We start from the raw sequence: 23,837 nt of genomic DNA on the forward strand, positions 1-23,837 counted from the left end.
GTTTAATTAGGGAATTAGTTTTTAGCAACTTTATCTGTTGCCTTTTGTGGTGCAATCACTGCACCTTCTTGTAAGCGATCAAGTCCGCTTAACACAATCTGATCACCGGCTTTTACACCATCTTTTACCAAATAATTGGTACCTGCTTTACCAATAATACTGATGGCTTGTTTTTTTACTTTGTTACTATCAGCAAGGGCATATACAAATACTTTATCTTGTACTTCAATAGTAGCCGATTGTGGAACTACAAGGGTATTATTATGTTGCAGACTCAGGCGAATTCTTCCTGTGTTTCCTGATCTTAATAAACCTTGAGGGTTAGGGAATTTTGCTCTCACTGTTATGGCTCCTGTGTTTTTATCAAACTGACCATCTATTACATCAACTTTTCCTTTTTTATCGTACTCAGTGTCGTCAGCAAGAATTAATGCAACAGCAGGAAGTTGTTTAAGTTTATCACTTAGGGTTTGACCAGGATATTGATCTTTAAAGTTCACAAAATCCTTTTCCCCAAGCGCAAAATAAACATGTACATCATGCACATCAGACAATTGAGTTAGTGCGTCAACATCCGCAGGTGCAACAAGACTTCCTTGTTTTTTAACTAATCTACCAATATAGCCACTAACTGGTGCCTTTATTAAAGTATACCCCAGGTTTATTGATGCGGTAGAAACATTTGCTTTAGCCTGTTCTATGTTTGCTTTTGCAACTAAAGCAGTGGCCTTGGCCGATTTTAATTGGAATTCAGAGATTACCTTGTTTTGTACTAATGGAGTTAAACGTTCAACTTCCAATTGAGCATTGATTAAGCTTGCTTCGGCTGAGTGTTGCGCAGCAAGAGCATTGTTTAATGAGGCTCTGTATGGCTGATCGTTTATTTTAAAGATAGGTTGACCGGCTTTGACAAAAGCGCCTTCATCAACATATACCTTTTCCAGGCTACCACTAACCTGGGGTCTAACTTCAACATTAACAGAGCCTTCTATAGATGCAGGGTATTCTTGAAAAGTGGTTTCTGTACCAGAAACTACGCTGGCAACTGGTAAAGCAGGCGGAGCAGGTGCTACAGCCTGAGGTGTTTTACTGGAACAAGCCAATAAAAACAAAGCGGAAAATATAAGTATTGATTTCATAACGTGATTAGATTGTTTAACAGTGTTAAGTAATTGTGAACTACGGAGGTAAAATTTCATAATATGATAGATTAAAAGGGTTGACGTATAACGGGTATAAGCCGTTTAACAGCGTTAAGTAATTGTTAAAAAATTAAGGCTTATTTAAGCCTTTGAGTTTATTGGGTATTATTCGTTTATATATTTTATGATTCCTCTGATGGCATCTTTTAAAATACGTTGGTTCATCTCAGCATCACGACCTTTATTTACAAGGTTAATTGAAATAAGACCATGAATAATTGACCAGAAAGTGTAGTATTTTCTACAGACAAAATCTTCAGTCGGATTCTCTACGGTGATTAATTTTTCTATTACATCGTATATCAGATCGTCAGAAAGCTCTGCCTCCGGCATTGATTTCTTCAGTTCACAACAATTCATATCTACACCAAACATCAGCTGATAAAGCTCTTTATATTTGAATGCAAAGTTCCAATATGCAACCCACATTGCCTCTAACTGACTTTCAGGCGTATCGTGCTTGTCTCTTGCTGCTCTAACTTCTCCTGCTAGGATAATGTATCCTTTACGGGTTAATTCAAGTAGTATTCCTTCTTTATTGGCAAAATATTCATAAATAATTGGGGCAGTGTATTCAATCTTATCTGCAATCTTTCTCATACTTAAAGATTGCCATCCCTCTTCCTTCACTATATCTAAGGCAGCATCAAGGATATTGAGTCGTGTCTCCTCTTTTAATCTTGCTATGCGCTCTTTACTTCCCATGGTATTACTTATTGTGGTGTGTAAATAATCTAACACCGTTAAGCAAATGTATAAACAGTTATTAAATTAAGTGTAATCTATTTGTCAAATGCCAATTATCCTCTTTAAAAGCTATTTAAAGGGCTTAAAACAATTAATGAAATACTTCTTCAAAAAGAAAAACAAGTATATTTACCTTATTCCCCATAATAATTGCAAATTCGCCTTTGCACCAAATAGAGAACCGCATGAACAATAGCGTTACCTTAAAAGACATTGCTAAAGCGCTCAATTTATCTATTTCTACAATATCAAAGTCCTTAAACGATAGCTATGAGATTAGTATAGACACTAAACAAAAAGTATTAGAATATGCTCAAAAACATCATTATTCGCCAAATCGCTTAGCTAAAGGGCTTAAAGAAGGTAAAAGTCGGTCTATAGGTGTTGTGGTATGTTCGCTTGATAATAATGTGCTGGCACAAATGCTGGATGGAATTGATACTGTTAGTGCAGACAATTCGTATCAGATTATTATTATGCAAAGTAAAGAATCTCAAAAACAAGAGGCCGCATGTATTGAATTACTTTATTCTGGAGGAGTTGACGGAATACTAATCTCTCCGGCTTGTGAAACTGTCGACTTTAGTTATCTAATTTCTCTACAGAAAGCGGGTTTGCCTGTGGTACTATTTGACCGCCTTAGCGATCAAATAGTTACCCATAAAGTTGGCGCCGATAATTTTCAGGGTGCTTATGATGCTACTATGCACCTCATAAAAAAAGGCTACAAGAACATAGCGCACCTGAATACAAATACAACTTTAAGTATTGCTACTGAACGCTTAAATGGATATAAACAAGCTTTAGCTGATAGTAAAATAACTTACAGACCTGAATTATTAAGATCTTGTGATTACTCAGATACCCAAAAACTGAATGCTGATCTTGAGGCAGCAATACAATACTATATGGGCTTATCCGATAAACCTGATGCTATTTTTACTGCAACCGACCAGATTAGTACAAGATGCCTTACCTTGCTTAATAAATTGGGGTATCATATTCCTAATGACATTGCATTAATTGGTTTTACTAACACCGATCTTGCAGAAGCATTAAACCCAGCTTTAAGTACTGTGCATCAACCTGCTTTTGAAATTGGCCAATTAGCTGCAAAAAAACTGATCTCTCTTATAGAAAGAAAAAATGAGGATATTGAATATGAAACGGTAATGCTCGAAACTCATATTAAGGCACGTGCATCCACTCTTGGGAAAGAATAAAAATCACGAAATCGTTTGCGTTTTTAAATATTAACTACCCTGATATATTTAAAAGTTTTAACGTGTATAATTGTATATAGATTATAATTAAAACTATGCAAAATGAAGAAAATATATTGGTATTTGGTGAACTACTGCTAAGGTTCAGTTCTACCGAGGATCAATTCATTTCTAAAAATCATACTGTGTCCTTATTTCCCGGGGGCTCTGAAGCTAATGTTTCAGCATCATTAGGTCAGTGGAAACTACCCGTTTCTTATTTAACCTGCGCGCCTGATAATGCTTTATCCGCAAATGCTTTGCAATACCTTTCTGAATTAGGAGTTGATACTTCAAAAACAATATTAGAAGGAGATAGACTTGGTTTATACTTTTTGCTATCGGCAAATGGACTAACCAGTGGACAAGTTGTATACGACAGGAAGTTTTCTTCTTTTAGCTCCCTTAAACCCAGAGCAATAGATTGGGAAAAGATTTTAGAAGGTTATACCTGGTTTCATTGGACCGCCCTCACTCCTGCATTAAATGAAAATACAGCAGCAATTTGTAAGGAAGTCCTGGCAGTTGCGAGAAAAATGGGCTTAAAGATCTCTGTCGATTTAAATTACAGAAACAGACTTTGGGATTACGGCAAACAGCCTATTGAGGTAATGCCTGAACTGGTTCAGTATTGTGATGTAATAATGGGCAATATCTGGGCATCAAATAAAATGTTGGGTACAAGTGTTAGTGAACATTTAAACCGCGAAACTACAGCTGAGGAGTATTTTAAACACGCTGAAACATCCGCTAAAGAAATTTTCGAACTATTCCCTCAGTGTAAGCACATTGCCAATACCTTCCGTTTTATAGATAATCCAAAACATAACTTATTTTACGGAACCTACCATACGCCAGAAAATAATTATATATCTTCAATCTACGAGACCAATGAGGTGGTAGACAGAATTGGAAGTGGAGATGCTTTTATGGCAGGCTTAATATATGCCCTAATTAATAACAACGATGGGCAGGAAATCATCAACAAGGCAACAAAATCCGGTTATCAAAAACTCTTTGTTAAAGGAGATTTTGGCGATGGTACTTTTTAAAAACTTTTAAAATGAATGCAATAACCAGTACATTAGAAATTATCGGCAATTATCCAGTTATCCCAGTGTATTACCATGAGGATAAAGACATCTGTATAAATGTTCTACAAGCCTGTTATGATGGTGGCATCAGGGTATTTGAATTCACCAACAGAGGAAAAAATGCTCCTGAGAACTTTAAAGCCATGCTGGATTATAGGAATGAACATTTCCCATATCTAAAACTAGGCATAGGTACTATAAAAACAGTAGCACAGGCTGAGCAATACCTTAGCATTGGTGCAGATTTTATAGTTAGCCCTATTGTTAAAGAAGACATCGCTAAACTGGCTTTTTCAAATGACATTCTTTGGGTACCGGGCTGCATGACCCCAACTGAAATCGACTTTGCTGAAGAACTTGGTGCATCGTTAGTTAAACTTTTCCCTGGTGACACGCTTGGCCCCGGCTTTTTAAAAGCAATTAAACCACTGTTTCCTGACTTAAAATTTATGCCGACAGGTGGAGTTGATGTAAATAAAGAAAATATTGATAGCTGGTTAAATGCAGGTGTTACCGCACTTGGGTTTGGCTCTAAGCTATTCCAGGCCCCAAATGACGCTAAAGATTATAGCTGGCTAACCCAGCGATGCGATTCATTACTTAAACTTGTAAGCAAAGGATAGTTTTGTCCCTTGTTTACAAGTATAAAGTTATTATTAGTTGATTTATTTCTTTTGATCATCCTTGTCATACAGGTCGATTAGCTTACTTTGTAACCTAATTACTGCATTTTCAAGCTCGCTCACTTTTTCCTTCAACTGCTTAATCAACTGCGTTTGCTCATTAATCCCTTCCTCACCAACATCAAGTAATTCCCTCAAAGTTAAATTGTGGACTTCGGCTATCTGATTAATCCTGCTGAAGTTTGGATCTGTAATACTTGTTTCAAGCTTTGAATACGCCGGAATAGATATTTCTAATAAATCAGCCATAGCTTTTTGGTTGACTCCCTTTTTCTGACGTAAAATTCTGAATTTCTCCCCTAATGTTTTCATAATCAATAATTTTAAAAACGTCCGCTAGTTATGATTGAAATAAATTTAAGAATTATTAAATAAAATATTATGATATTAATATAATATTTTTATAATATTTATTGAACCAGTTTTTACGTTATTAAATTTTATATAATCATCTAATTAGATTTCCTCTTTTGAAATCAATAGTTGAAATTATATATGCTAAAAACATCTATTTTAATCGTTATTCAAGGATAAACAAACTGAAAAATAGATAGATAGAGAATTATCTTTTGTTTTGTCTGAAAATAAACGCAGCCAATATTAAGGCAACTGCTAAACCAGAAAATCCTGGAAACAAAATAAACAGATATAAAAGACCGCAAACTGCCGCTATCGCCACCATAAACAATACACCTTTTAGGGGGGTATCCATTTTAAATGCTGCAATTAAAGCTAAGATCAGGAAGGCTAAAGCCAGAATATTTAAAAACATATTACAAAGATGAGTTTTCAATGTTAAGTTAATGTTAACAAAGCTCAATTTCGAAATATTTCAAATTAAAAAAGTCCCTATAATTGCTTATAGAGACTCCCAACACTTACTAATTATTAAACTAATCTAACTAATATTCATCATTTAAAGCAAACACAGGCTTTCTATGCATCCATTTTCCGCCTGTAAAATCAGGGAAATCTACAGTTTCATTTCCTAATTCAATAGATTGCTCACTTAAAGGGGTAATTGCACTCCATGCTGCTGCGTCATAAACATCTAATGGAGTTGCAGTATTCCGCTTAATAGATTCAATGAAAGCATGGATTACAAAGAAATCCATACCACCATGACCAGCACCTTGTGCGTCATTTCCGTATTTTTTCCAAAGTGGGTGATCATATTTATCCAACCACTGATCTGCGGGATCCCATTGATGTGGTTTACTTACTCCTTCAACATAAACACCTTTGTTTACATCCATCCACAGACCTTTCGTTCCCTGAACTCTGAAACCTATTGAATATGGTCTAGGTAGGTTAGTATCATGTTGCAAAATTAAAGTTTCGCCATTTGCACAATCAATTGTTGTAGTAACAATATCGCCCAAACGGAAATTAACTTTTGCATTTGGATGATCAGCTCCACCTTTCTCTACGATGTAATTATGTAAGCCTCTCGACTTTGTAGCAAATGAGTTTAATTTCAAGAATCTGTTTCCACGGTTTATATCTATATAATTCGCAATCGGACCTATTCCGTGCGTTGGATATAAATCTCCATTTCTGTGTACTGAGTGATTTGTTCTCCATTTAGCCTCAGAGAAACCTTTTTCATTAAATTCAACACCTCCACCATAAGGTTTTACTCCATCATTAAATTTAACCTCACGTAAGTCATGCTGATAACCACCTTGAAGATGAACGATCTCACCAAACAAGCCCTGTCTCACCATATTTAAAGCTGCAAGTACATCTCTTCTGTAACAAACATTTTCAAGCATCATTACATGAGCATTGTTCTTTTCAGCTGCATGAACCACATCCCAATGGTCTTGTAATGTTATACCTAAAATAACTTCAGTAGCTACATATTTAATCCCGGCTTCAATAGAAGTGATGATCATTTCTTTATGTAATTCCCAAGGAGTAGCAATTAAAACTGATTGTAAGCCTTTAGTTTCAAGCATTTTTTTCCAGGCATTGTCGTCTCCTGTAAAAATCTTAGGCATCGGTTTTCCACTCTTTGCAATCATCGCCTTAGCTGTGTTCAGCATTCTTGGCTCCACATCGCAAATAGCTACTAAATCTACATCATCTCTCTTAAGTAGTAAATCCAGGTGATTTTGACCACGCAAGCCCACACCAATTATTGCTATTTTCACCTTATCTGCCTTAGAGCTGGCAAATAGTGGATTCTCCGGCAAAATAGTAACGGCTGCTGCAGTTAGTCCCGAGTTTCTTACAAATTCTCTTCTGTTCATAATTTATTTAGTTCTTTTCTACGTTTTAGTTAGTATAATTAAGCTTCTCCTCTTTAGATTGTCAGAAGAATATGACACAAGGTATAGACTATATCATTAATCAGTAAAACAAAATCCAAAAAAAAACACGCAAACGTTTGATATTTTATCCAGTTTGGATTTTTTAAAGCCTACTATAAAAAATTATCTATCAACGATTAATTAACAAAATGTCTTTTCAAAAAAAATATCATTACTAGCCAATTCTTGAGAGATTCTGTGGAATTCCTATGCTTCTTACCTCATTTTTTTGCATTAAAATTGTTACTTATTAACGCAAATATTAAATACTTAACGGGCAAACGTTTGCGTGATTTTATGTGTATATTGACCTAAATCAATAAATAAAATAGATTTTTATTAAAATTGTAAGGTTATTCAAAGTTTATTATAATATTTGACCATAATGTCTGATAAACCAACAACCATAAAAGAAATTGCTAAAATCCTCAAGATTTCGGTATCTACCGTATCAAGAGCATTAAATGATCATTCAAGCATTGGATTGACCACCAAAATGCGTGTTAAAAAACTTGCTTCAGAGCTTAATTATGAGCCTAATCAAAAAGCAATCCAGTTTTTACACGGAAAATCATTCATTATAGGTGTTATTTTACCTGAATTATCTGAGTCATTCTTTTCTACTGCCATAAGTGGTATTGAAGATATTGCATACAAAAGAAACTATACTGTATTATTGGCTCAGTCGCATGATGATGCAGAGCGGGAAAAGCTTCTTGTTGAAAAAATGAAAACTCAAAGAGTTGATGGTTTACTTGTTTCTGTTTCTAAAACCACAAGTACCTATGAACACTTTGAAATCTTTAAAAGATTAAATATCCCAGTAGTTTTCTTCGATCGTATCCCTCCTATTAAAGATATACATTACGTTGCTTCTAATTTGGAAACAGGAACCTACGAAGCAGTTAATTTTCTCTTGAAAAAGGGTCACCGTACTATTGGGATGATTAATGGTCCAAATACCTTGGTTGCCAGTCACGAAAGAAAAGAAGGCTATATAAAAGCAATGCTGTCAAATCGTTTAAAGTTTGACCCTACGTTAATCATTAATTCAGACTTAACTGAATCAGGAACTATTGAAGTGATGGACACAATGCTCAATCACCGCAGAAAACCTACTGCAATTGTAACTTTCAATGACTACGTAGCACTTTTTGCTATCAGATATACCAGGTCGCTTAACTTAAACGGAATCGATTTTGTGAGTTATGCCAACCTGCCTATTATCAATTATATGGACTATACTCCTATTGCTTCTGTGGAGCAGTTTCCATACAAACAAGGAAAGAAAGCTGCCGATATTCTAATCGATCTGATTAACAAACCAAAAAGTGAATCAGGGGCAGATCAAGCCTTCTTTAACATCGTTGTTGAATCTGTACTTGTCGTAAATGATCCTAAGTAATTTTGCGCAACCGTTTGCACACCAATTTAATAAACTGAATTAGTTAGGTTTGGTAAAACAATCAAATACTATATAAGCGCATGTTCGAAAATATTTTACCATTATATGGATTAAACTCAAAAAAAGCTACTGTAAAACTATTTGGCGACGGGTTAATTAACCATACGTGGAAAGTAACTACTGATACCCAAAACTATATCTTACAAAAAGTAAATAATGAGGTATTTAAAATGCCTAAAGATATTGACAGGAATATCTCATTGATCAAACAATACTTAGATGTAGAATATCCTAATTACTTGTTTGTATCTCCTGTGAGCGACTTAAGTGGAAGATCACTTTTAGATACAGATACCGGCTATTACCGATTGTTTCCTTTTGTTGAAGGTTCTACGTCTCTTAATTCTTTAACCAATAAAAAAGAGGCATACGAAGCGGCAAAGCAGTTCGGAAAATTCTCTAAAATTCTGAATGGTTTTGATGCCAAACAATTAAGCATTACCATACCTGATTTTCATAACCTTAAATTAAGGTATACTCAATTCCAGATAGCCTGCAAAAATGCATCTGCAGAAAGACTTGAAAAAGCTAAAGACAGCATCACCTTCATTACTGAAAACAGAGATATTGTAGATACATATTCAAATATTGTTGCCAATAATGAAATACCTCTAAGGGTAATACATCATGACACGAAAATAAACAACGTACTATTTGATGAAAAGAACAATGGCTTATGTGTTATAGACCTTGACACAGTGATGCCGGGTTACTTTATCAGTGATGTTGGCGACATGATGAGAACCTATCTTGCTGAAGCTAGTGAAGAAGAAACAGATCTATCTAAAATCAGTATTAGAAAAGAATTCTATCTGGCTATCTATGATGGTTATATGGAAGAAATGAGTGAAGTATTAACAGAAACCGAAAAACAGTACTTTACTTACTCTGGTAAGTTTATCATTTACATGCAGGCAATCCGTTTCTTAGCTGACTACCTACAAAATGATGTTTATTATGGAGCAAAATATGAAGGCCATAATTTTAACAGAGCTATTAATCAGATACAACTCTTAAAAGAGTATATAAAATTAGAAGGAGAGCTATAGCTCTCCTTTTTAATTAGCTACTTAACAAAGTTCTCTATGTTCATAGAGAATGTAGCCATAAAATATCTGGTTATTTGTTTGCTCCGGTTCTCAATTATCATATTACCAGACACTGCCCTGAACAAATTATTTCCCTGATTCAGCAGATCATAAGCTCTAAGGTTTACTGACGCCCTATTGTTCTTAAAAAATGACTTAAAAACGCTTGCATTAATCAATAAAGGATTATTAGTACCAGACGTGTAACCACTGGTAAAATTCTTGGAAACATCAACCGAGGTATTAAACGATTTGCGGATTTTAAATACCAAATTCATATTAAAGTTCCAGCTTTCCAGATTTTGAGGTTTAAAATTGGCAATGGTATAATTGTTTTCACTATAGGAATAAGAAGCTCCCGCGCTGCCAGATAACGATTTCAATTCCATATTCACCCCTATATTCTGAAAAAAATTTAGTCCCTTATTGCTATTTTTCACATTATCAGTAAAAATTACTGAATTATTGAGCCCTACATTTCCGCCTATAGAAACCATATACTTACGGTTATCAAAAGGTAAACCGATCGTATAATTGCTATTAATATTATAATTACCATTCACATTCACATACCGAGTTTCCTGCTTTAAGCTATTTAAGGTATCCTTAATCAGGATAATATTGCTTACCACCTCATTCTGTGTGGTACTGGCATTTACACCAATCTGCAATGCCTTTCCGCTGGTAATTCCAAATAAGCTATAACTAACATTTGCACTATGGTTGAATGACGTTTTCAATTCCGGATTACCAATAATCACATTCTGCAAGTTCCTGGTATCGGGCACAGGCTGCAGCTGATCAAACCTTGGCGCATTACTACTCCCGTTATAATTCATATTTACCGATTGCGTTTTAGAAATAACATAGCTAAAGTTTCCAGATGGAGATGAATTGAATGTCTTTTGATTAATCTTATCGGTTCTACCCTCATAACTACCCATCAAAATGCTTGGTTGCAATGTAAAACCAATTCCATAGTTAATCTTAGATGAATTATACCTATAACCTCCCCTAATGTTCTGATTGATAAACGTTGAGGTATAAACATTACTTAAGGAATCAATAAAGCTTATTTTACCATTTATGTCTTTAACCCGTGTTTCTAATTCATTATTGTTAGAACTCATACTAAATGAATAAGAAAACTCTATACTTTTCTGTATGGTATCCTTCGGATTCCCCAATGTCTTTGAATAGTTAAATCCTGCATTTATTCCCCTCTCTCCGTTTCTGGTTTCAACCAACCGGTTTAATAAAGAGTCCTTAACCTTTTCATTTGTATCCTTATCATAATAATCGATATCAGTAAGAATATCCTGATGTCCTTTACTACCACCCGCCCGACCAGAAAAATTAAGTGATGCTCTCCCCTTTTTATCTTTTCCCCCCAAACCCAGGCTCATATTTATATTTACATTTGGGCTATTCTGTTTTGAAGTGCTACTGGTAAATAAATCCTGACGGATTACTCCAGTCTGCAAAGATGATGAAGTATTTTCTGAATTATAGTTTGACAACCCTGCATCTAAATTACCAGCAAAAAACTTACCTGTTTCCTCGCTGTTAAGCCCTAAATTTAAATTATGATTACCATTCCCCGAATTAAACTTATCCTCATTAACACTATTTATAGTTCCCAAACTATTAGCGCTTTGAATATTGTTAAAATTTGTACCACCATAAGTGCCATTACCCATGTTATAACCAGATCTTAAATTAAGGTTTTTGCCGATATTATCAGAAAAGCTCGCTGCGCCATTAGCACTGTTAGTGATCTGGGCATCATTACTTGTATTATTAAAAGAACCGCCGCCACTCATCTGCTTACGCTCCTTCCAGACATTAGCATTCCCGTTTAAACCGTAACTATTACTTGTTGCAGCACTGGCACTTACGTTTGCAAATGTTCCTTTATCTCTCCCAGGTTTAGTAACCAGATTTAGAATTTTCCTTGGCTGCCCTACTTTTATCCCTGTAAAATTAGCTTCATCGCCATAGTCATCAATTACCTGAACGTGAGAAAATATGCTCGATGGTAACTTTTTAATAAACTCAGCAACATTACTGGTAAAAAAATCCTTGCCATTTACCCTAAGCCTGGTAAGCTCCTTACCCATTGAGGTAACCTTTCCATCATCCTTTACTACCATACCCGGAAATTGCTTTAGCAGATCCTCTACATAATCACCTTCCCTTATCATAAATGCATCTGTATTGTACTCTATGGTATCTTTCATTACCCTTATAGGAGTGATTTTGCCTTTAATCACCACTTCATCGAGCATATTATACTCTGTTTTGAGTATAATATTGCCAAGATCAACCTGCTTTTGTTTTTCAAGAAAAGTAACAGTTGCCTCATGCGGTTTGTAGCCAATACTACGGACCAGCAGGCCTGAGCTCTGGGTGGTGATATTGGATAAAAAAAAATCTCCCTCTTTATCGGTAATTACAGTCAACGTGTCTTTGCCTGTAATTACCCTAACGTAAGATCCTGGTAAGCCCTGATTAATACTATCTTTAACACTACCTTTAATTGTACGTTTTATTTGCGCAGTTGATTCTTGACTGGAAAGCTTACAAATAAACACAAGTGAAAGAATTATTCTTTGAGCGTTCAAATTACCTACATATTATTCAAGATAAATATAGCGCTTTAGATCAATTATTAACCTAAAGCAATTCAATTTTGATAATTGAAGCATCTGCTCCGTTCAGCTCGTACTTAAGCGTTTTATTAATCCTAAAATTCTTGCCAGAGAAAAGTTCCTTTGCCTTATAAGATGAGTTTTTAATACCTAACCTATCCAGAGGAATTGTAAAAAGTTTCTTCTTACCATCAAAGTTTAAAATTGCCAGATATAAGCTATTACCTATTTTTCTAACAAACAACTCGTTCGACTGCTCCCCTGTATTCCCGTTTACCGGCATAAAAGCTACTCCGGATTTAGGTATTGCCAATAACTGCTCATTGTTCAATAACTTTTTGGCAGTTTCATTCCAAACGCCAGGTGATGAGAAATCATCTCCCATTATTAATGTTCCGGTAATTAATCCGGACGTCAATCTGGCCCTATTTGCTCCCTCCTTTTCATTAGAAAATACAATATGGTCAGCATCCAAATAATTATAAACGAAAGTCTGCCACCAGCCATAGTTAACACTATTTAATGTGTACTCGGTATCTTTTATAGTCTTCCATGCATCACAGGCAATCCTTTTGATGTGCGCATATCTTCCAGTTGCCATATTAGGTGAAATAGCAGCATAAACAAGCATTTTCCCATCCATTCTATTGATAAGGTATTCCATTCCAGCTCTATAAGCCTGCATACCTGTAGTAACAGATTTATCATAAAAGATATCCGATTCGGCAGCAGCATGCCCTAAAAAATCAATCTTAATCATTTTAAATCCACAAACTTTCAGCTTATCAATAATAAAATCAATTCTTTTCTTTGTTCCCGGATGAGTTGGATCAAGAGCTCTAGCACCGTCAAAATCATGATAAGCCCCCCCCACTTTCGTCCACATCTCTCCAAATTTATATTTACTACCTTCAGCTTCTCTATCACCACCCGATTTAAAGCCCCAGTCGGTAAATGGAGCCCAATACACACCTGGCTGTAGACCTTTGCTCTTACAGTAATCTGCAAACTCTTTTAGTTTACTGTAATCACCACGCATACCACCGGTAAAATTGTCCCAAAACGAATCCAGGTCTATATACGCAGTGCTATCATTTCTAAACTTAGGCAATTCATCAGCAAAAAAGTCTACATTTTTTACTGCCTTTTCATAGGTAAGTTTTTCCTGTATTACTCCCCAGCTGTTCCATCCAAAAGGAACTGGCTTTGTCCAATTAAAAACAAAGGGCGGTTCAGCAATCCTATTTGCTTTACCATAAGCTTCTAATCCAGTTCTCCAATCAGAAAAATAACCTACAAATACCTTTGGAGATTTAACTGCACTGCCTGATATAAAACCATGAGCTACCTTATCTCGGGTCACTTTTTCATCTGTATAGCCACCCCAAACACTTAATTCTGTTAAGCTATTGTCAGTTCCTTTACTAAGTACCCCCGTTTTCCAAACCATATGCTCTACCGAACCAAGTATTAGTCCTTTTCTGGTTTGATTTTCATAAATAGCACCTACCTCAGAACTCGTATTTTCCACCAGGTTAGCCCCCATTGGCTTTGCATTATATCTAATGAAAGTATCATTATCAAAGGGTACAAAAAGTGTTCTAACATCGCCCTTAGCATATATATTTGCTCCATTTGAGACCAGTGGAGCCATGTAATTACTCTTAACACCACTGCCTTTTAATGATACTTCTGTGAGAAAATAATCATGACCAGGATAAACATAAAACACTTGTTCCATTTGTGGCAGGCCACTTTTAGTTAAAATGATTGTATATTTTTTGCCAACTCCAAATTTGTCCTTAATGGCAGCTTCTTCAAATTTAATCTGTTCATAGTCCTTGCTACTTATAGATTCTTCGTTATTTTTAACTAGCGCATAAGCATTAGCTATTATTTTCTTTTTATTGCTGAATACTTCATAAGTACCAGAATTCAGATTGTAGACGATGTCTGATGAAGTTCCATAAGAAATATGGATAACACGAGAATCGGTAGTTTTGGTTAAGGAAAAACCTTGAACAGATAATGCAATTAATACGGAGAAGGCTAAAGAGAGAAAAATTAGGCGTCTGAACATGATAAGAATGGTTTATATTGGTTTCTAAGAAACAAAGCTAGGATTAAACAAGAAATTACTGTCTCTTAATTAATTAAAAAATTAACTATCCTACAGGCAGTACCTTTACTATCCTTATTCTTTTCAGAACTGATAGTAACTTTTAGTACATGTTCAGTATCAGTCAAATTACTACCAAACAAAAGGTACCATGGCAGATACAACGATGGGCTCCATTGCGTAAACAAATCTAGTTGTTTTTCAGCACCATTATCAATTGAATAGCTTAAAATACCGGCATCAGCACCTGAAACAATAGCTATTCCTATTGCAGTACCTTTAAATTTCAAAGTAAAGGACGAACCGGGTACAGTACTTACAAGCATTGGTACGTTTACAAAACCAGGTCTGGTTGAAAGCCCATCTTTTGGAGTCCAATTCTTAACTAACTCCCATCCATTTCTGTTTCCAGCATTATCTATGTTTAAATACCTTCCTCGGGTAAAGCTTCCCTTATTTAATAAAACAGGCAATTTTATTGCACTTTGTTTTTTATTACTTGATTTACTTAACGATGCAAAATTAGAAGACAACAGATCTTTAATTGCTTCAAAATATAATTCTTGTCCAAAAGGCGAAGGGTGTAAATCTATAAAATCCTTCTCCCAGCTAAATTCTTTATTTTCCAGCTTATCTCTTACGGCTTTAGCCAAATTAATTGAAGGTAATTGGTAGTGATTTGCAACCAGTTCATGATTGGCTATTGAGGTCGGCACAATACCTTCGTTGTACAATTTCGTCTTATCAGGATCTGCAAAAGACATCATAACAATATCCATCAGTGGATTACTGGTTCTTGCATGTCTTATTATTCCTTCAAGCGCTCTTACCTGGGTAACGCTATCCGTTCCATTGACCTGATCATTAACCGCTGCTTCTAAAAAAAGAAGATCCACTTTACCTGAATCCAGCACATCCTGGCCAAGCCTGAAGGTGTGCGGCAAACTCCCCAATGAAGGAATTCCTGCAGCAATAAAGTGGAACTTCGTAGCCGGAAAACGCTCTTTTAAATAAGCACATACCTTATTTCTCCAGCCATCATTATAAGTTATGGAACCTCCCAAAAAAGCTACTGTGGCATTTTTTTGAATTGAAATAGCCTGGTAGACATTGAGAAGCCCCTTTCTTTCTTTTATGTACCTGCTAAATGGTAAAGTTTTAATTTGAGCAATTCCGGGAAGGCAACAGATTAAACTCACTAAAAAACACAGTACAAACTTTTTCATCTTTAGTAATTATTTAGAGTTACTAGAATTACGCTGAATTTTTAAAGTCCAGGCATATTTACAAGGTAAATCAGTTGGTAATTTTACAACAACAGATCCGTTACTTTTAATCCATTCTAATGGTTTATTTACGCCAAGCATATAAACTTTAGAACCATCTTTCGGTTGAACTTCAGTTAACACCAACTCGTTATTATCAAACTTATTAAACACCACATAGGTATTTTTACCATCCTTACTTTGAGTAAATCTAATGTTATCACCTTGCTTGTAGTTATCTAAACCATTGGTAGCGTAAATAGCTTGCTTGTTAATAGCTAACCACTTACCCATTTCACCCAAACGCTCAACACTTGGGGCAGGAATCTCACCCTCGGCTGTCGGACCAACATTTAATAAATAATTACCACCTTTTGCGGCTACATCAACTAAGTTATCAATAAGGGTTTGTGCTGATTTCCAGTTATTGTCATACTTAGCAAATCCCCAGTTGTTGTTGATTGTCATGCAACTTTCCCAATATTCTTGTGAATTTGTTTTCAGAATTTCCTGTTCAGGAGTACCAAAATCGCCTGCAGCATGCTCATACTTATTCATTCCCTCCATTCCGCTACGTCCTTTGCCAACACGGTTATTTATAATTAGAGACGGTTTAAGATTACGTAAATAATTGTAAAGATCTTTACCCTGCTCTTCAGTCCATTCAGGAATCCACTCTCCATCAAACCACAAAATAGTTGGGTCATATTTCTTAATCAGTTCAGCCAATTGAGGTTTTAAATATTCTTCTCTGTATTTGTTAAAGTCTGATGCTACCTCAGGTTTTTGCTTAGGGTTAGCATTAGGCTGATGCCAGTCCATAATAGAATGATATAACCCGAACTTAATACCTGCAGCTTTACATGCATCAGAAAGTTCCTTTAAAATGTCTCTTTTAAATGGAGTAGCATCCATAATATCATATTTGGTTACCTTACTATCCCAGAGACTAAAACCATCATGGTGTTTTGAGGTAATTACAATATATTTAGCACCTGCTGATTTAGCAATTTCTACCCATTTTTTTGCATCAAATTTCTCAGGATCAAATTGAGCTGCGTATTTTTCGTATTCTGCCGTAGGAATATTATGTGTTTCCATAATCCATTCAGCACCTCCACTTTTGCCATTGTATTCTCCGGCAGGCACTGCATACAATCCCCAGTGGATAAACATACCAAAGGTAGCATCCTGCCACCATTGCATACGCTGGGTTTTAGCAGCGTCAGATTCTTTTAAATAATTCTTTTGTGCAAATACCGAAAATGACATAACCAATCCGGCAATAAGCAAACTTAATTTTTTCATACATTTGTGATTTGGTTATAGCAAAGAAAAGGATAATGCAGAATAATAATTCTATTATACTGTCAATTCATTAAGCAATATTAGCATGTTATACTGAAGTAATCAACAGATTGGTGTTATTTAAAATGAAGAAAAACAAAATCCCGCCATTATGAAATAAATCATCAATGACGGGAAAAAAAAGATGTAAAATCCCCTAAAACAAGAATTTCGTACTCAAAAAGTTAGAGCTATTACTATCAACAATTGCATTAATCAAATGCTTGTTATTTTCATTAAGTTTGGTAGCAACCAAAGATCTGATAGAGAAAGACCTTAGCGCATCTACCACAGAAAGTGTACCTTCAGCACTATCCTTTCTACCTGTAAAAGGAAAAACATCAGGTCCTCGCTGGCACTGACAGTTTACATTTACTCTACTCACCTGATTCACTAGTGGATCTATTAGTTCTGCAATTTCCTCATCATCATTACTAAAAATACTGACTTGCTGCCCATGTGTAGATTCAATAAGATACTCTATAGTCTCTTCCAAATCGTCAAAAGGAACAACAGGAATAACCGGACCAAACTGTTCCTCAGTATATAATTTCATGCCTTTTTTAACAGGATAAACTATTGCAGGAAACACAAATGATTCATTTGTAGCTCCACCATTTTCGTTTATTACTTCTGCCCCATTTGCAATTGCATCAGCAATGCAGTCCTGAATATAAGCAGGTTTATGTTGTTCAGGTAAGGGAGTTAAAGATACCCCATCTTCCCAAGGCATCCCAAATTTAAGCTTAGCTACAGCTTCAGAAAGCTCTTTCAAAAATACATCTGCAAGGCTACGATGAATAAATACAATTTTTAATGCGGTACACCTTTGTCCATTAAATGATAAAGCTCCCAACACTGTTTCCTGTACTGCCAGCTTAACATCTGCCTTTGCTGTTATAATTGCAGCATTTTTCGCATCCAATCCTAATATTGCACGTAAACGATTTACCTTAGGATGAAGTTTTTTTAGTTCATTAGCCACCTTACTCGAACCAATCAGTGTAAGCACATTGATCTCACCGGATTTCATCAAGTTAGGAATGATCTTATTGCCACGACCATAAATCGTGTTTACTACACCTTTCGGGAAGCAATCTCTGAACGCTTCAAGCAATGGATAATGTAATAAAGTACCATGCTTTGGTGGTTTAAATAACAATGTATTCCCCATTATCAAAGCAGGAATCAATGTCGTAAAAGTTTCGTTCAATGGATAATTGAATGGCCCCATACATAAAACCACGCCGAGTGGCGAACGCCTGATTTGCGCTACAATTCCTTGTTCTATGCTAAACTTAGACGACTGACGATCAAGATCTTTCAGCGCATCAATAGTTGCATAGATGTATTCTACTGTACGGTCAAACTCTTTAATTGAATCTGCATGAGATTTTCCAATCTCCCACATCAATAGTTTAACCACTTCATTTTTCTTTTCAATAATTCTGTGCGTGAACTTCTCTACGCAAGTGATTCTGTCCGAAACACTCATCGTCGGCCATTCGCCCCTACCATTATTGTATGCATTAACGGCAGCTTTAAGTGCCTCAGCAGCTTCAATTTCATTGCACAATGGATATGTACCAATTACCTTTCGCTTTAATCCTGCAGGCGTTTTAATACAGATTGGCGAAAGTACTTCATGTACTTTTCCACTCCAGGAATGCATTTTTCCGTTACTTAAATATTCTCGTTGGTGAACCTCGTCTGTGAGTCGAAATTCTTCTGGAATTTCATGTTCTTCAACAAAAATTGAATCGAGATGATCTTTAAAAGTCATTAATATATTGTTTGAGGTTAAATAGATTATAAATTAAAGATCGGTAATCAGTTTATATTTAGGAACAAGTGTTTTCATTAATACCCAGGCAACTAAATATGCCAAAGCACATATGGTAAACATAATTGTATAGCCGGTTTCAATATGTCCAAGCGCTTTATAGTGATCGAACAAGCCACCACCTAACTTTGTCATAAACACACCACCTAAACCACCTATCATTCCTCCTATACCAACTACAGAACCAATAGCTTTTTTGGGAAACATATCTGAAACAGTGGTAAACAGATTTGCCGACCATGCCTGATGCGCGGAAGCACCAACACCAATTAACAAAACAGGAAACCAAAAAGATATATGTCCCAATGGTTGAGCAGCAAGAACCACCAAAGGGAATATCGCAATCACCAACATTGCCTTCATACGACCGTCATAAGGTTCTAGTCCCTTCTTTATAAAATACATTGGGAACCAGCCTCCTCCCACACTACCAAACATAGTCATACTATACAGTACAGCTAAAGGGAGCATAATCTGGGTGTCCATCATCCCATATTGATCTTTTAAATAAGCAGGTAACCAAAACAAAAAGAACCACCAAACACCATCCGTCATAAATTTACCTACTGCAAATGCCCATGTCTGTCGGTAAGTAAGCAGCTTAAACCACGACACTTTAGCTGTATCTTCAATTACATTCCCGGAGCTATCCACTTCGTCATCTGATCGAATATAAGCCAGCTCTTCAGCAGAAAGTCGTTTTTGATCTTCTGCTTTATCATAATATTTATACCAAAATATAAGCCATATAAACCCGATTGCACCAATAAAGAAAAAGGCAGCTTCCCAGCCCCATTTGGCAGCAATAAATGGAACACTCAATGGAGCTAGTACCGCACCAATATTAGTTCCTCCATTAAAAAACCCTGTAGCAAAGGATCTCTCTTTTTTAGGAAAATACTCGGCAGTAGCTTTAATGGCAGCCGGAAAATTCCCAGCCTCTCCAAATCCCAATACTGCCCTCGAAACCATAAATCCAACAATAGAAACAGAAGCAACTCCAATTCCCATAAACCCAAGTACGGTAGAAACACCTTGACCAATAGGTATAGCAAAAGCATGTATTATCGCACCTATCGACCAAATAATAATGGCCCAGGCATATCCTTTTTTAGTTCCAAGTTTATCAATTATTCTTCCGGCAAAAAGCATGGAGATGGCGTAAGTAAATTGAAAGACAGAAGCAATATTCGCATAATCACTGTTACTCCATCCAAAAATCTCTTCCAAATGCGGCTTAAGTAAGCTTAACACCTGTCTATCAAGGTAATTTACAGTGGTCGCAAAAAACAATAATGCACAGATCCTCCACCTGTAGTTACCTACTTTTTTTTCGTTCATTATATTTGGTTTAGTATTTGGTTAGGTTGTTTTCTATTTTGCTTTGGTCAGTGCTTCTTTAATGCCAAACGCTATAATGTTATTATAATTTTCTTCTACACTTTTAATAAAATCTTCAAAAATCGATAGGTCCGTTTCCCACAACTGATGGTCAGACAAAACTGAGCTAACGTAATCAGCTTCATTCAATTTACTTTTCTCATAAAAATAAGCAGCCTGATCGTCGGTAATTAAGTATTCCTTACCATCGTATTGCCCAAAGTACTGATTTTCTTCCTTTTTATGAGATCTCATGAAGTGTAAAAAAGCAGCAAAACCAAAAGCTATATTTACAGGAACCTTATTAAACAGCTTATAGTATTGATTTAAAACAGGTAAGATTCTAATTTTCATCTTCATGGTATACTGAAAAGTAATATTGATCCACAAATGCTTAATATATGGATTTGCAAACCTATCCAATACAGCCGCTGAGAAAACCATTGCTTCATCACCGGGAACTTCATAAGGTATTGCCGGAACAATTTCAGATTGCATAACATTTGTCGTATAGCTTTTTATCGCCTGATCTGCCATCGCATTTGCAACAGTATCAATACCTGCTAAATAAGCTATCCCTGATGTTAAAGTATGAGAACCATTTAATAGCCTTACCTTTAATTCTCTATATATTTCGATATCTGGCTTTACAATTACCCCCTTATCAACTTCCTTAAAACTAAGCAGTTCAGCAACCTTTTCATCGCCCTCAATGGCCCATAAGCGATAAGGTTCAGCCATAATCAACAGGTTATCATTATACCCCAATTCCTCTTCCAGCTTTTGCAATGTTTCATCGTCTGGTTTTCCTGGCACAATCCTGTCCACCAAAGAATTACAGAAATGCGCATGAACTTTTAACCAGTTTATAAACTCAAGTTCAAGCTCATTAAATGCCGCCAGTTCAAATACAATAGATGCTAATTTTTTTCCATTATCTGGAATTAATTCAGTTGCGACAATAACAATATCAGACTCTTTAGCTTCGCCAAGTGCCTTATATCGAGCATACAGCACAGCTAACAGCTTTGCAGGAAAAGATACGGGAGGAGTTAAATCAATACTTTCTTTTAATAAAACAATCCCAACCTCAGTGGTGTTAGAAACAACTATCTGAAGATCCGGACTCTGCCCAATTTTCAATATCTCGTTCCAATCGCTATCCGCCGACAAAACCCTGCTGATAGAAGAAGAGATAATATTTTCTTTAATGGTTTGTCCGTTTTCAAGCCCCCTTACACAAATAGTATATAAACCATTTTGTGCAGCAAAATCTTTCAGATCGCCTTTGCTGGTTGATTTAACAATCGCAACTCTGCCATTAAACACACCTTTACGGTTAGCTTTATCAATAAAGTAGTCTGGAAGCCCACGTAGCAAAACACCGGTTCCAAACTGCAATACCTTTTCAGGAAGATTTAGCAATGCGCTATCAGGAATGATAACGTTTTCATTTTTTATACTGGTTAGAATATCTTTAGAAATAGTCATATTGAAATTTCACTCTGTCTAAAACAATTCTACATAATTAATATAAAGAATGATTGTTTTAGGAGGAAATTATTTACGCAATCGTTATCGTTACAAGCTTGTTACCCGAAAAGATCGCTGCTTAAATACCTGTCGCCTCTATCGCAGGCAATGAATACAATAAGTCCTGATTCAAGTTCTTCAGCAAGTTTTAAAGCACAGGCAAGTGCACCTCCACTGCTCATTCCGGCAAATATGCCTTCAACTTTAGCAAGCTTACGGGCCATTTCTGTTGCTTCCTGTTGCGAAACATCCATTACCCTATCTACCCTGGTCGGATCAAATATCTTTGGAAGATAAGCCTCAGGCCATCTTCTTATTCCTGGAATTGAAGATTCTTCAGTTGGCTGGCAACCAACGATCTGTACCTCAGGATTCATTTCTTTTAAGAACATAGAATTACCCATAATACTTCCTGTAGTACCCATAGAGCTTACAAAGTGTGTAATCTGTTGATTGGTATCCTTCCAGATCTCAGGACCTGTAGTTTTATAATGAGCCAGGTAATTATCAGGATTAGAAAATTGGTTTAAAAGGAAATAACCTGGTTGAACACCTTTCTCTTCAGCATAGTCCCTGCACACTTCAATAGATTCAAGCAGGGTAACTTTTGCACCATATGCTTCCATAGTTAAGGTGCGTTCTCGTGTTGAATTAGATGGCATCACCAACTCAATTTCCAGGTCATAAATACCTGCAATCATAGCTAAAGCAATCCCTGTATTTCCGCTTGTAGCTTCAATCAGTTTTGTTCCTTTTTTAATGTCACCGCGATCTATCGCACTGCGGATCATATTTAATGCGGCTCTGTCTTTTACACTACCTCCGGGATTATTCCCTTCCAGTTTAGCAAAAATCTTAACATTCGGATTGGTATGTAATTTCTGAATTTCTACAAGTGGGGTATTTCCAACAAACTCAATAATATTTCCCATTATTAATCTACGGTTTACTCTGATTTACAATTTTATTAAAGACTCAATGACTAAGGTTGTTTGGTCTCTATGACCTTAACTGCCGACTGATGATATACAGTTGAATGTGGAGGAACACTTTTAGTTAGCCAAACGTTTCCACCAATAATACAATTACTTCCAATAACAGTATCGCCACCCAATATAGTTGCCCCAGAATAAATGATCACATGATCTTCAATTGTTGGGTGCCTTTTAATGTTTACCATATACTTTTCTACGCTAAGTGCACCAAGGGTTACTCCCTGATATAGCTTTACATAATTACCAATAATGGTAGTTTCACCAATAACTAAACCTGTTCCATGGTCAATATAAAGATACTCACCAATTACAGCACCTGGGTGAATATCAATTCCCGTAATAGAATGAGCATATTCTGTAAGAATTCTGGGAACAATTGGAATTTCGGCCTGCATCAAAGCGTGTGCAATTCTATATAAAGAAATTGCCAGAAAACCTGGATAGCTTCTGATGATTTCAAACTCATTTTTAGCAGCCGGATCACCCTCAAGGATGGCAGAAATATCGGTATTCATCCTTCTGTACAACTCCGGAATACTCTCAAAAATCTTTCTTGCTACAGCTTCATTATTACAATTCTCACAAGCTTTAGTACCATTTAATATCCTTACAAGTTCTTTTTCTTGTTTTAGAAACAAACGTTTGATCTCATTAATTGAGTAATCTGGAGAAGTTAAGCGCTCAGGATACAACAAATTCATCAAATTCATTGCCCATTCGGCAACTTCCTGATTAGAAGGTACAGCCTCAATTTCAAGCTGTTTATTATAGATATGAAGATAAAATTCCTCGTTCATTTTAAGAGTGATGTTTAATTATACTGTAAAGGAATGAAATTAATCACAATC

The 23,837-nt window shown here is 35.9% G+C and carries 19 protein-coding genes; 5 read left to right on the top strand and 14 right to left on the bottom strand.

All coding sequences use genetic code 11. The annotated features are described in order from the left end of the window. Positions 1-14 precede the first annotated feature (14 nt). Positions 15-1,139 carry an efflux RND transporter periplasmic adaptor subunit gene (locus J1905_RS07115; RefSeq protein WP_214226585.1) on the bottom strand — a complete coding sequence of 375 codons (1,125 nt, stop codon included), beginning with the start codon at positions 1,137-1,139 and terminating at the stop codon, positions 15-17. A gap of 168 nt (positions 1,140-1,307) precedes the next feature. Further along, entirely contained in the window at positions 1,308-1,907 is a 600-nt protein-coding gene (locus tag J1905_RS07120; RefSeq protein ID WP_173089548.1) for a TetR/AcrR family transcriptional regulator, read from the bottom strand. Positions 1,908-2,134: 227 nt separating this feature from the next. Here J1905_RS07120 and J1905_RS07125 point away from each other — a divergent pair, with 227 nt between their 5' ends. From J1905_RS07125 to J1905_RS07135, 3 genes are all read left to right on the top strand, one after another. Beyond that, positions 2,135-3,172, top strand: coding sequence for a LacI family DNA-binding transcriptional regulator (locus J1905_RS07125; RefSeq protein ID WP_214226586.1), 1,038 nt, complete (start codon positions 2,135-2,137; stop codon positions 3,170-3,172). A 95-nt stretch (positions 3,173-3,267) separates the two neighbouring features. Then, complete coding sequence (locus J1905_RS07130; protein WP_214226587.1) at positions 3,268-4,263, top strand: sugar kinase; 996 nt, start codon at positions 3,268-3,270, stop codon at positions 4,261-4,263. A gap of 11 nt (positions 4,264-4,274) precedes the next feature. Beyond that, positions 4,275-4,928 (top strand): beta/alpha barrel domain-containing protein, encoded by a 654-nt coding sequence (locus J1905_RS07135; protein WP_214226588.1) that lies wholly within the window; start codon positions 4,275-4,277, stop codon positions 4,926-4,928. A gap of 42 nt (positions 4,929-4,970) precedes the next feature. Here the strand turns inward: J1905_RS07135 and J1905_RS07140 are convergent, their stop codons facing one another. From J1905_RS07140 to J1905_RS07150, 3 genes are all read right to left on the bottom strand, one after another. Next, positions 4,971-5,300 carry a helix-turn-helix domain-containing protein gene (locus tag J1905_RS07140; protein WP_108204154.1) on the bottom strand — a complete coding sequence of 110 codons (330 nt, stop codon included), beginning with the start codon at positions 5,298-5,300 and terminating at the stop codon, positions 4,971-4,973. A 250-nt stretch (positions 5,301-5,550) separates the two neighbouring features. Further along, complete coding sequence (locus tag J1905_RS07145; protein WP_173089544.1) at positions 5,551-5,760, bottom strand: hypothetical protein; 210 nt, start codon at positions 5,758-5,760, stop codon at positions 5,551-5,553. A 130-nt stretch (positions 5,761-5,890) separates the two neighbouring features. Beyond that, positions 5,891-7,243 (bottom strand): Gfo/Idh/MocA family protein, encoded by a 1,353-nt coding sequence (locus J1905_RS07150; protein ID WP_214226589.1) that lies wholly within the window; start codon positions 7,241-7,243, stop codon positions 5,891-5,893. 445 nt (positions 7,244-7,688) lie between these two features. Here J1905_RS07150 and J1905_RS07155 point away from each other — a divergent pair, with 445 nt between their 5' ends. Together J1905_RS07155 and J1905_RS07160 are read left to right on the top strand one after the other, a co-directional pair. Then, complete coding sequence (locus J1905_RS07155; protein WP_173089542.1) at positions 7,689-8,708, top strand: LacI family DNA-binding transcriptional regulator; 1,020 nt, start codon at positions 7,689-7,691, stop codon at positions 8,706-8,708. An 80-nt stretch (positions 8,709-8,788) separates the two neighbouring features. Beyond that, a complete protein-coding gene (locus J1905_RS07160; RefSeq protein ID WP_214226590.1) occupies positions 8,789-9,817 on the top strand; it encodes a phosphotransferase enzyme family protein in 1,029 nt (342 codons plus the stop codon). A gap of 17 nt (positions 9,818-9,834) precedes the next feature. On the opposite strand, the gene J1905_RS07165 is transcribed toward J1905_RS07160, so the two are convergent. From J1905_RS07165 to epsC, 9 genes are all read right to left on the bottom strand, one after another. Continuing rightward, on the bottom strand, positions 9,835-12,480 hold the full coding sequence (locus J1905_RS07165; RefSeq protein ID WP_214226591.1) for an outer membrane beta-barrel protein: 2,646 nt from the start codon (positions 12,478-12,480) through the stop codon (positions 9,835-9,837). 52 nt (positions 12,481-12,532) lie between these two features. Next, positions 12,533-14,587 (bottom strand): alpha-amylase family protein, encoded by a 2,055-nt coding sequence (locus tag J1905_RS07170; protein ID WP_214226592.1) that lies wholly within the window; start codon positions 14,585-14,587, stop codon positions 12,533-12,535. Between the two features lie 65 nt (positions 14,588-14,652). Continuing rightward, a complete protein-coding gene (locus J1905_RS07175) occupies positions 14,653-15,852 on the bottom strand; it encodes an SGNH/GDSL hydrolase family protein (RefSeq protein WP_214226593.1) in 1,200 nt (399 codons plus the stop codon). Between the two features lie 9 nt (positions 15,853-15,861). Then, entirely contained in the window at positions 15,862-17,199 is a 1,338-nt protein-coding gene (locus tag J1905_RS07180) for an alpha-L-fucosidase (protein ID WP_214226594.1), read from the bottom strand. 196 nt (positions 17,200-17,395) lie between these two features. Further along, on the bottom strand, positions 17,396-19,021 hold the full coding sequence (locus J1905_RS07185) for an NADP-dependent glyceraldehyde-3-phosphate dehydrogenase (RefSeq protein WP_214226595.1): 1,626 nt from the start codon (positions 19,019-19,021) through the stop codon (positions 17,396-17,398). A gap of 33 nt (positions 19,022-19,054) precedes the next feature. Then, positions 19,055-20,422 carry an MFS transporter gene (locus tag J1905_RS07190; RefSeq protein WP_214226596.1) on the bottom strand — a complete coding sequence of 456 codons (1,368 nt, stop codon included), beginning with the start codon at positions 20,420-20,422 and terminating at the stop codon, positions 19,055-19,057. A 33-nt stretch (positions 20,423-20,455) separates the two neighbouring features. Next, on the bottom strand, positions 20,456-21,952 hold the full coding sequence (locus J1905_RS07195) for a tagaturonate reductase (protein WP_214226597.1): 1,497 nt from the start codon (positions 21,950-21,952) through the stop codon (positions 20,456-20,458). A 101-nt stretch (positions 21,953-22,053) separates the two neighbouring features. Next, positions 22,054-22,926 carry a cysteine synthase CysM gene (gene cysM, locus J1905_RS07200; RefSeq protein ID WP_214226598.1) on the bottom strand — a complete coding sequence of 291 codons (873 nt, stop codon included), beginning with the start codon at positions 22,924-22,926 and terminating at the stop codon, positions 22,054-22,056. 50 nt (positions 22,927-22,976) lie between these two features. Beyond that, the gene (gene epsC, locus J1905_RS07205; protein WP_214226599.1) at positions 22,977-23,786 is read right to left on the bottom strand and encodes a serine O-acetyltransferase EpsC; all 810 of its coding nucleotides are present in this window, start codon (positions 23,784-23,786) and stop codon (positions 22,977-22,979) included. Positions 23,787-23,837: the final 51 nt, after the last annotated feature.

It is taken from the genome of Pedobacter sp. B4-66 (genome assembly GCF_018492665.1).
Classification (GTDB): Bacteria; Bacteroidota; Bacteroidia; order Sphingobacteriales; family Sphingobacteriaceae; genus Pedobacter.

Coding starts and splice junctions, on each gene's coding strand:
- J1905_RS07115 (WP_214226585.1), bottom strand. CDS start 1,139: ATGAAATCAATACTTATATTTTCCGCTTTGTTTTTATTGGCTTGTTCC.
- J1905_RS07175 (WP_214226593.1), bottom strand. CDS start 15,852: ATGAAAAAGTTTGTACTGTGTTTTTTAGTGAGTTTAATCTGTTGCCTT.
- J1905_RS07130 (WP_214226587.1), top strand. CDS start 3,268: ATGCAAAATGAAGAAAATATATTGGTATTTGGTGAACTACTGCTAAGG.
- J1905_RS07155 (WP_173089542.1), top strand. CDS start 7,689: ATGTCTGATAAACCAACAACCATAAAAGAAATTGCTAAAATCCTCAAG.
- J1905_RS07160 (WP_214226590.1), top strand. CDS start 8,789: ATGTTCGAAAATATTTTACCATTATATGGATTAAACTCAAAAAAAGCT.
- J1905_RS07190 (WP_214226596.1), bottom strand. CDS start 20,422: ATGAACGAAAAAAAAGTAGGTAACTACAGGTGGAGGATCTGTGCATTA.
- J1905_RS07120 (WP_173089548.1), bottom strand. CDS start 1,907: ATGGGAAGTAAAGAGCGCATAGCAAGATTAAAAGAGGAGACACGACTC.
- epsC (WP_214226599.1), bottom strand. CDS start 23,786: ATGAACGAGGAATTTTATCTTCATATCTATAATAAACAGCTTGAAATT.
- J1905_RS07125 (WP_214226586.1), top strand. CDS start 2,135: ATGAACAATAGCGTTACCTTAAAAGACATTGCTAAAGCGCTCAATTTA.
- J1905_RS07145 (WP_173089544.1), bottom strand. CDS start 5,760: ATGTTTTTAAATATTCTGGCTTTAGCCTTCCTGATCTTAGCTTTAATT.
- J1905_RS07170 (WP_214226592.1), bottom strand. CDS start 14,587: ATGTTCAGACGCCTAATTTTTCTCTCTTTAGCCTTCTCCGTATTAATT.
- J1905_RS07195 (WP_214226597.1), bottom strand. CDS start 21,952: ATGACTATTTCTAAAGATATTCTAACCAGTATAAAAAATGAAAACGTT.
- J1905_RS07135 (WP_214226588.1), top strand. CDS start 4,275: ATGAATGCAATAACCAGTACATTAGAAATTATCGGCAATTATCCAGTT.
- cysM (WP_214226598.1), bottom strand. CDS start 22,926: ATGGGAAATATTATTGAGTTTGTTGGAAATACCCCACTTGTAGAAATT.
- J1905_RS07150 (WP_214226589.1), bottom strand. CDS start 7,243: ATGAACAGAAGAGAATTTGTAAGAAACTCGGGACTAACTGCAGCAGCC.
- J1905_RS07140 (WP_108204154.1), bottom strand. CDS start 5,300: ATGAAAACATTAGGGGAGAAATTCAGAATTTTACGTCAGAAAAAGGGA.
- J1905_RS07180 (WP_214226594.1), bottom strand. CDS start 17,199: ATGAAAAAATTAAGTTTGCTTATTGCCGGATTGGTTATGTCATTTTCG.
- J1905_RS07185 (WP_214226595.1), bottom strand. CDS start 19,021: ATGACTTTTAAAGATCATCTCGATTCAATTTTTGTTGAAGAACATGAA.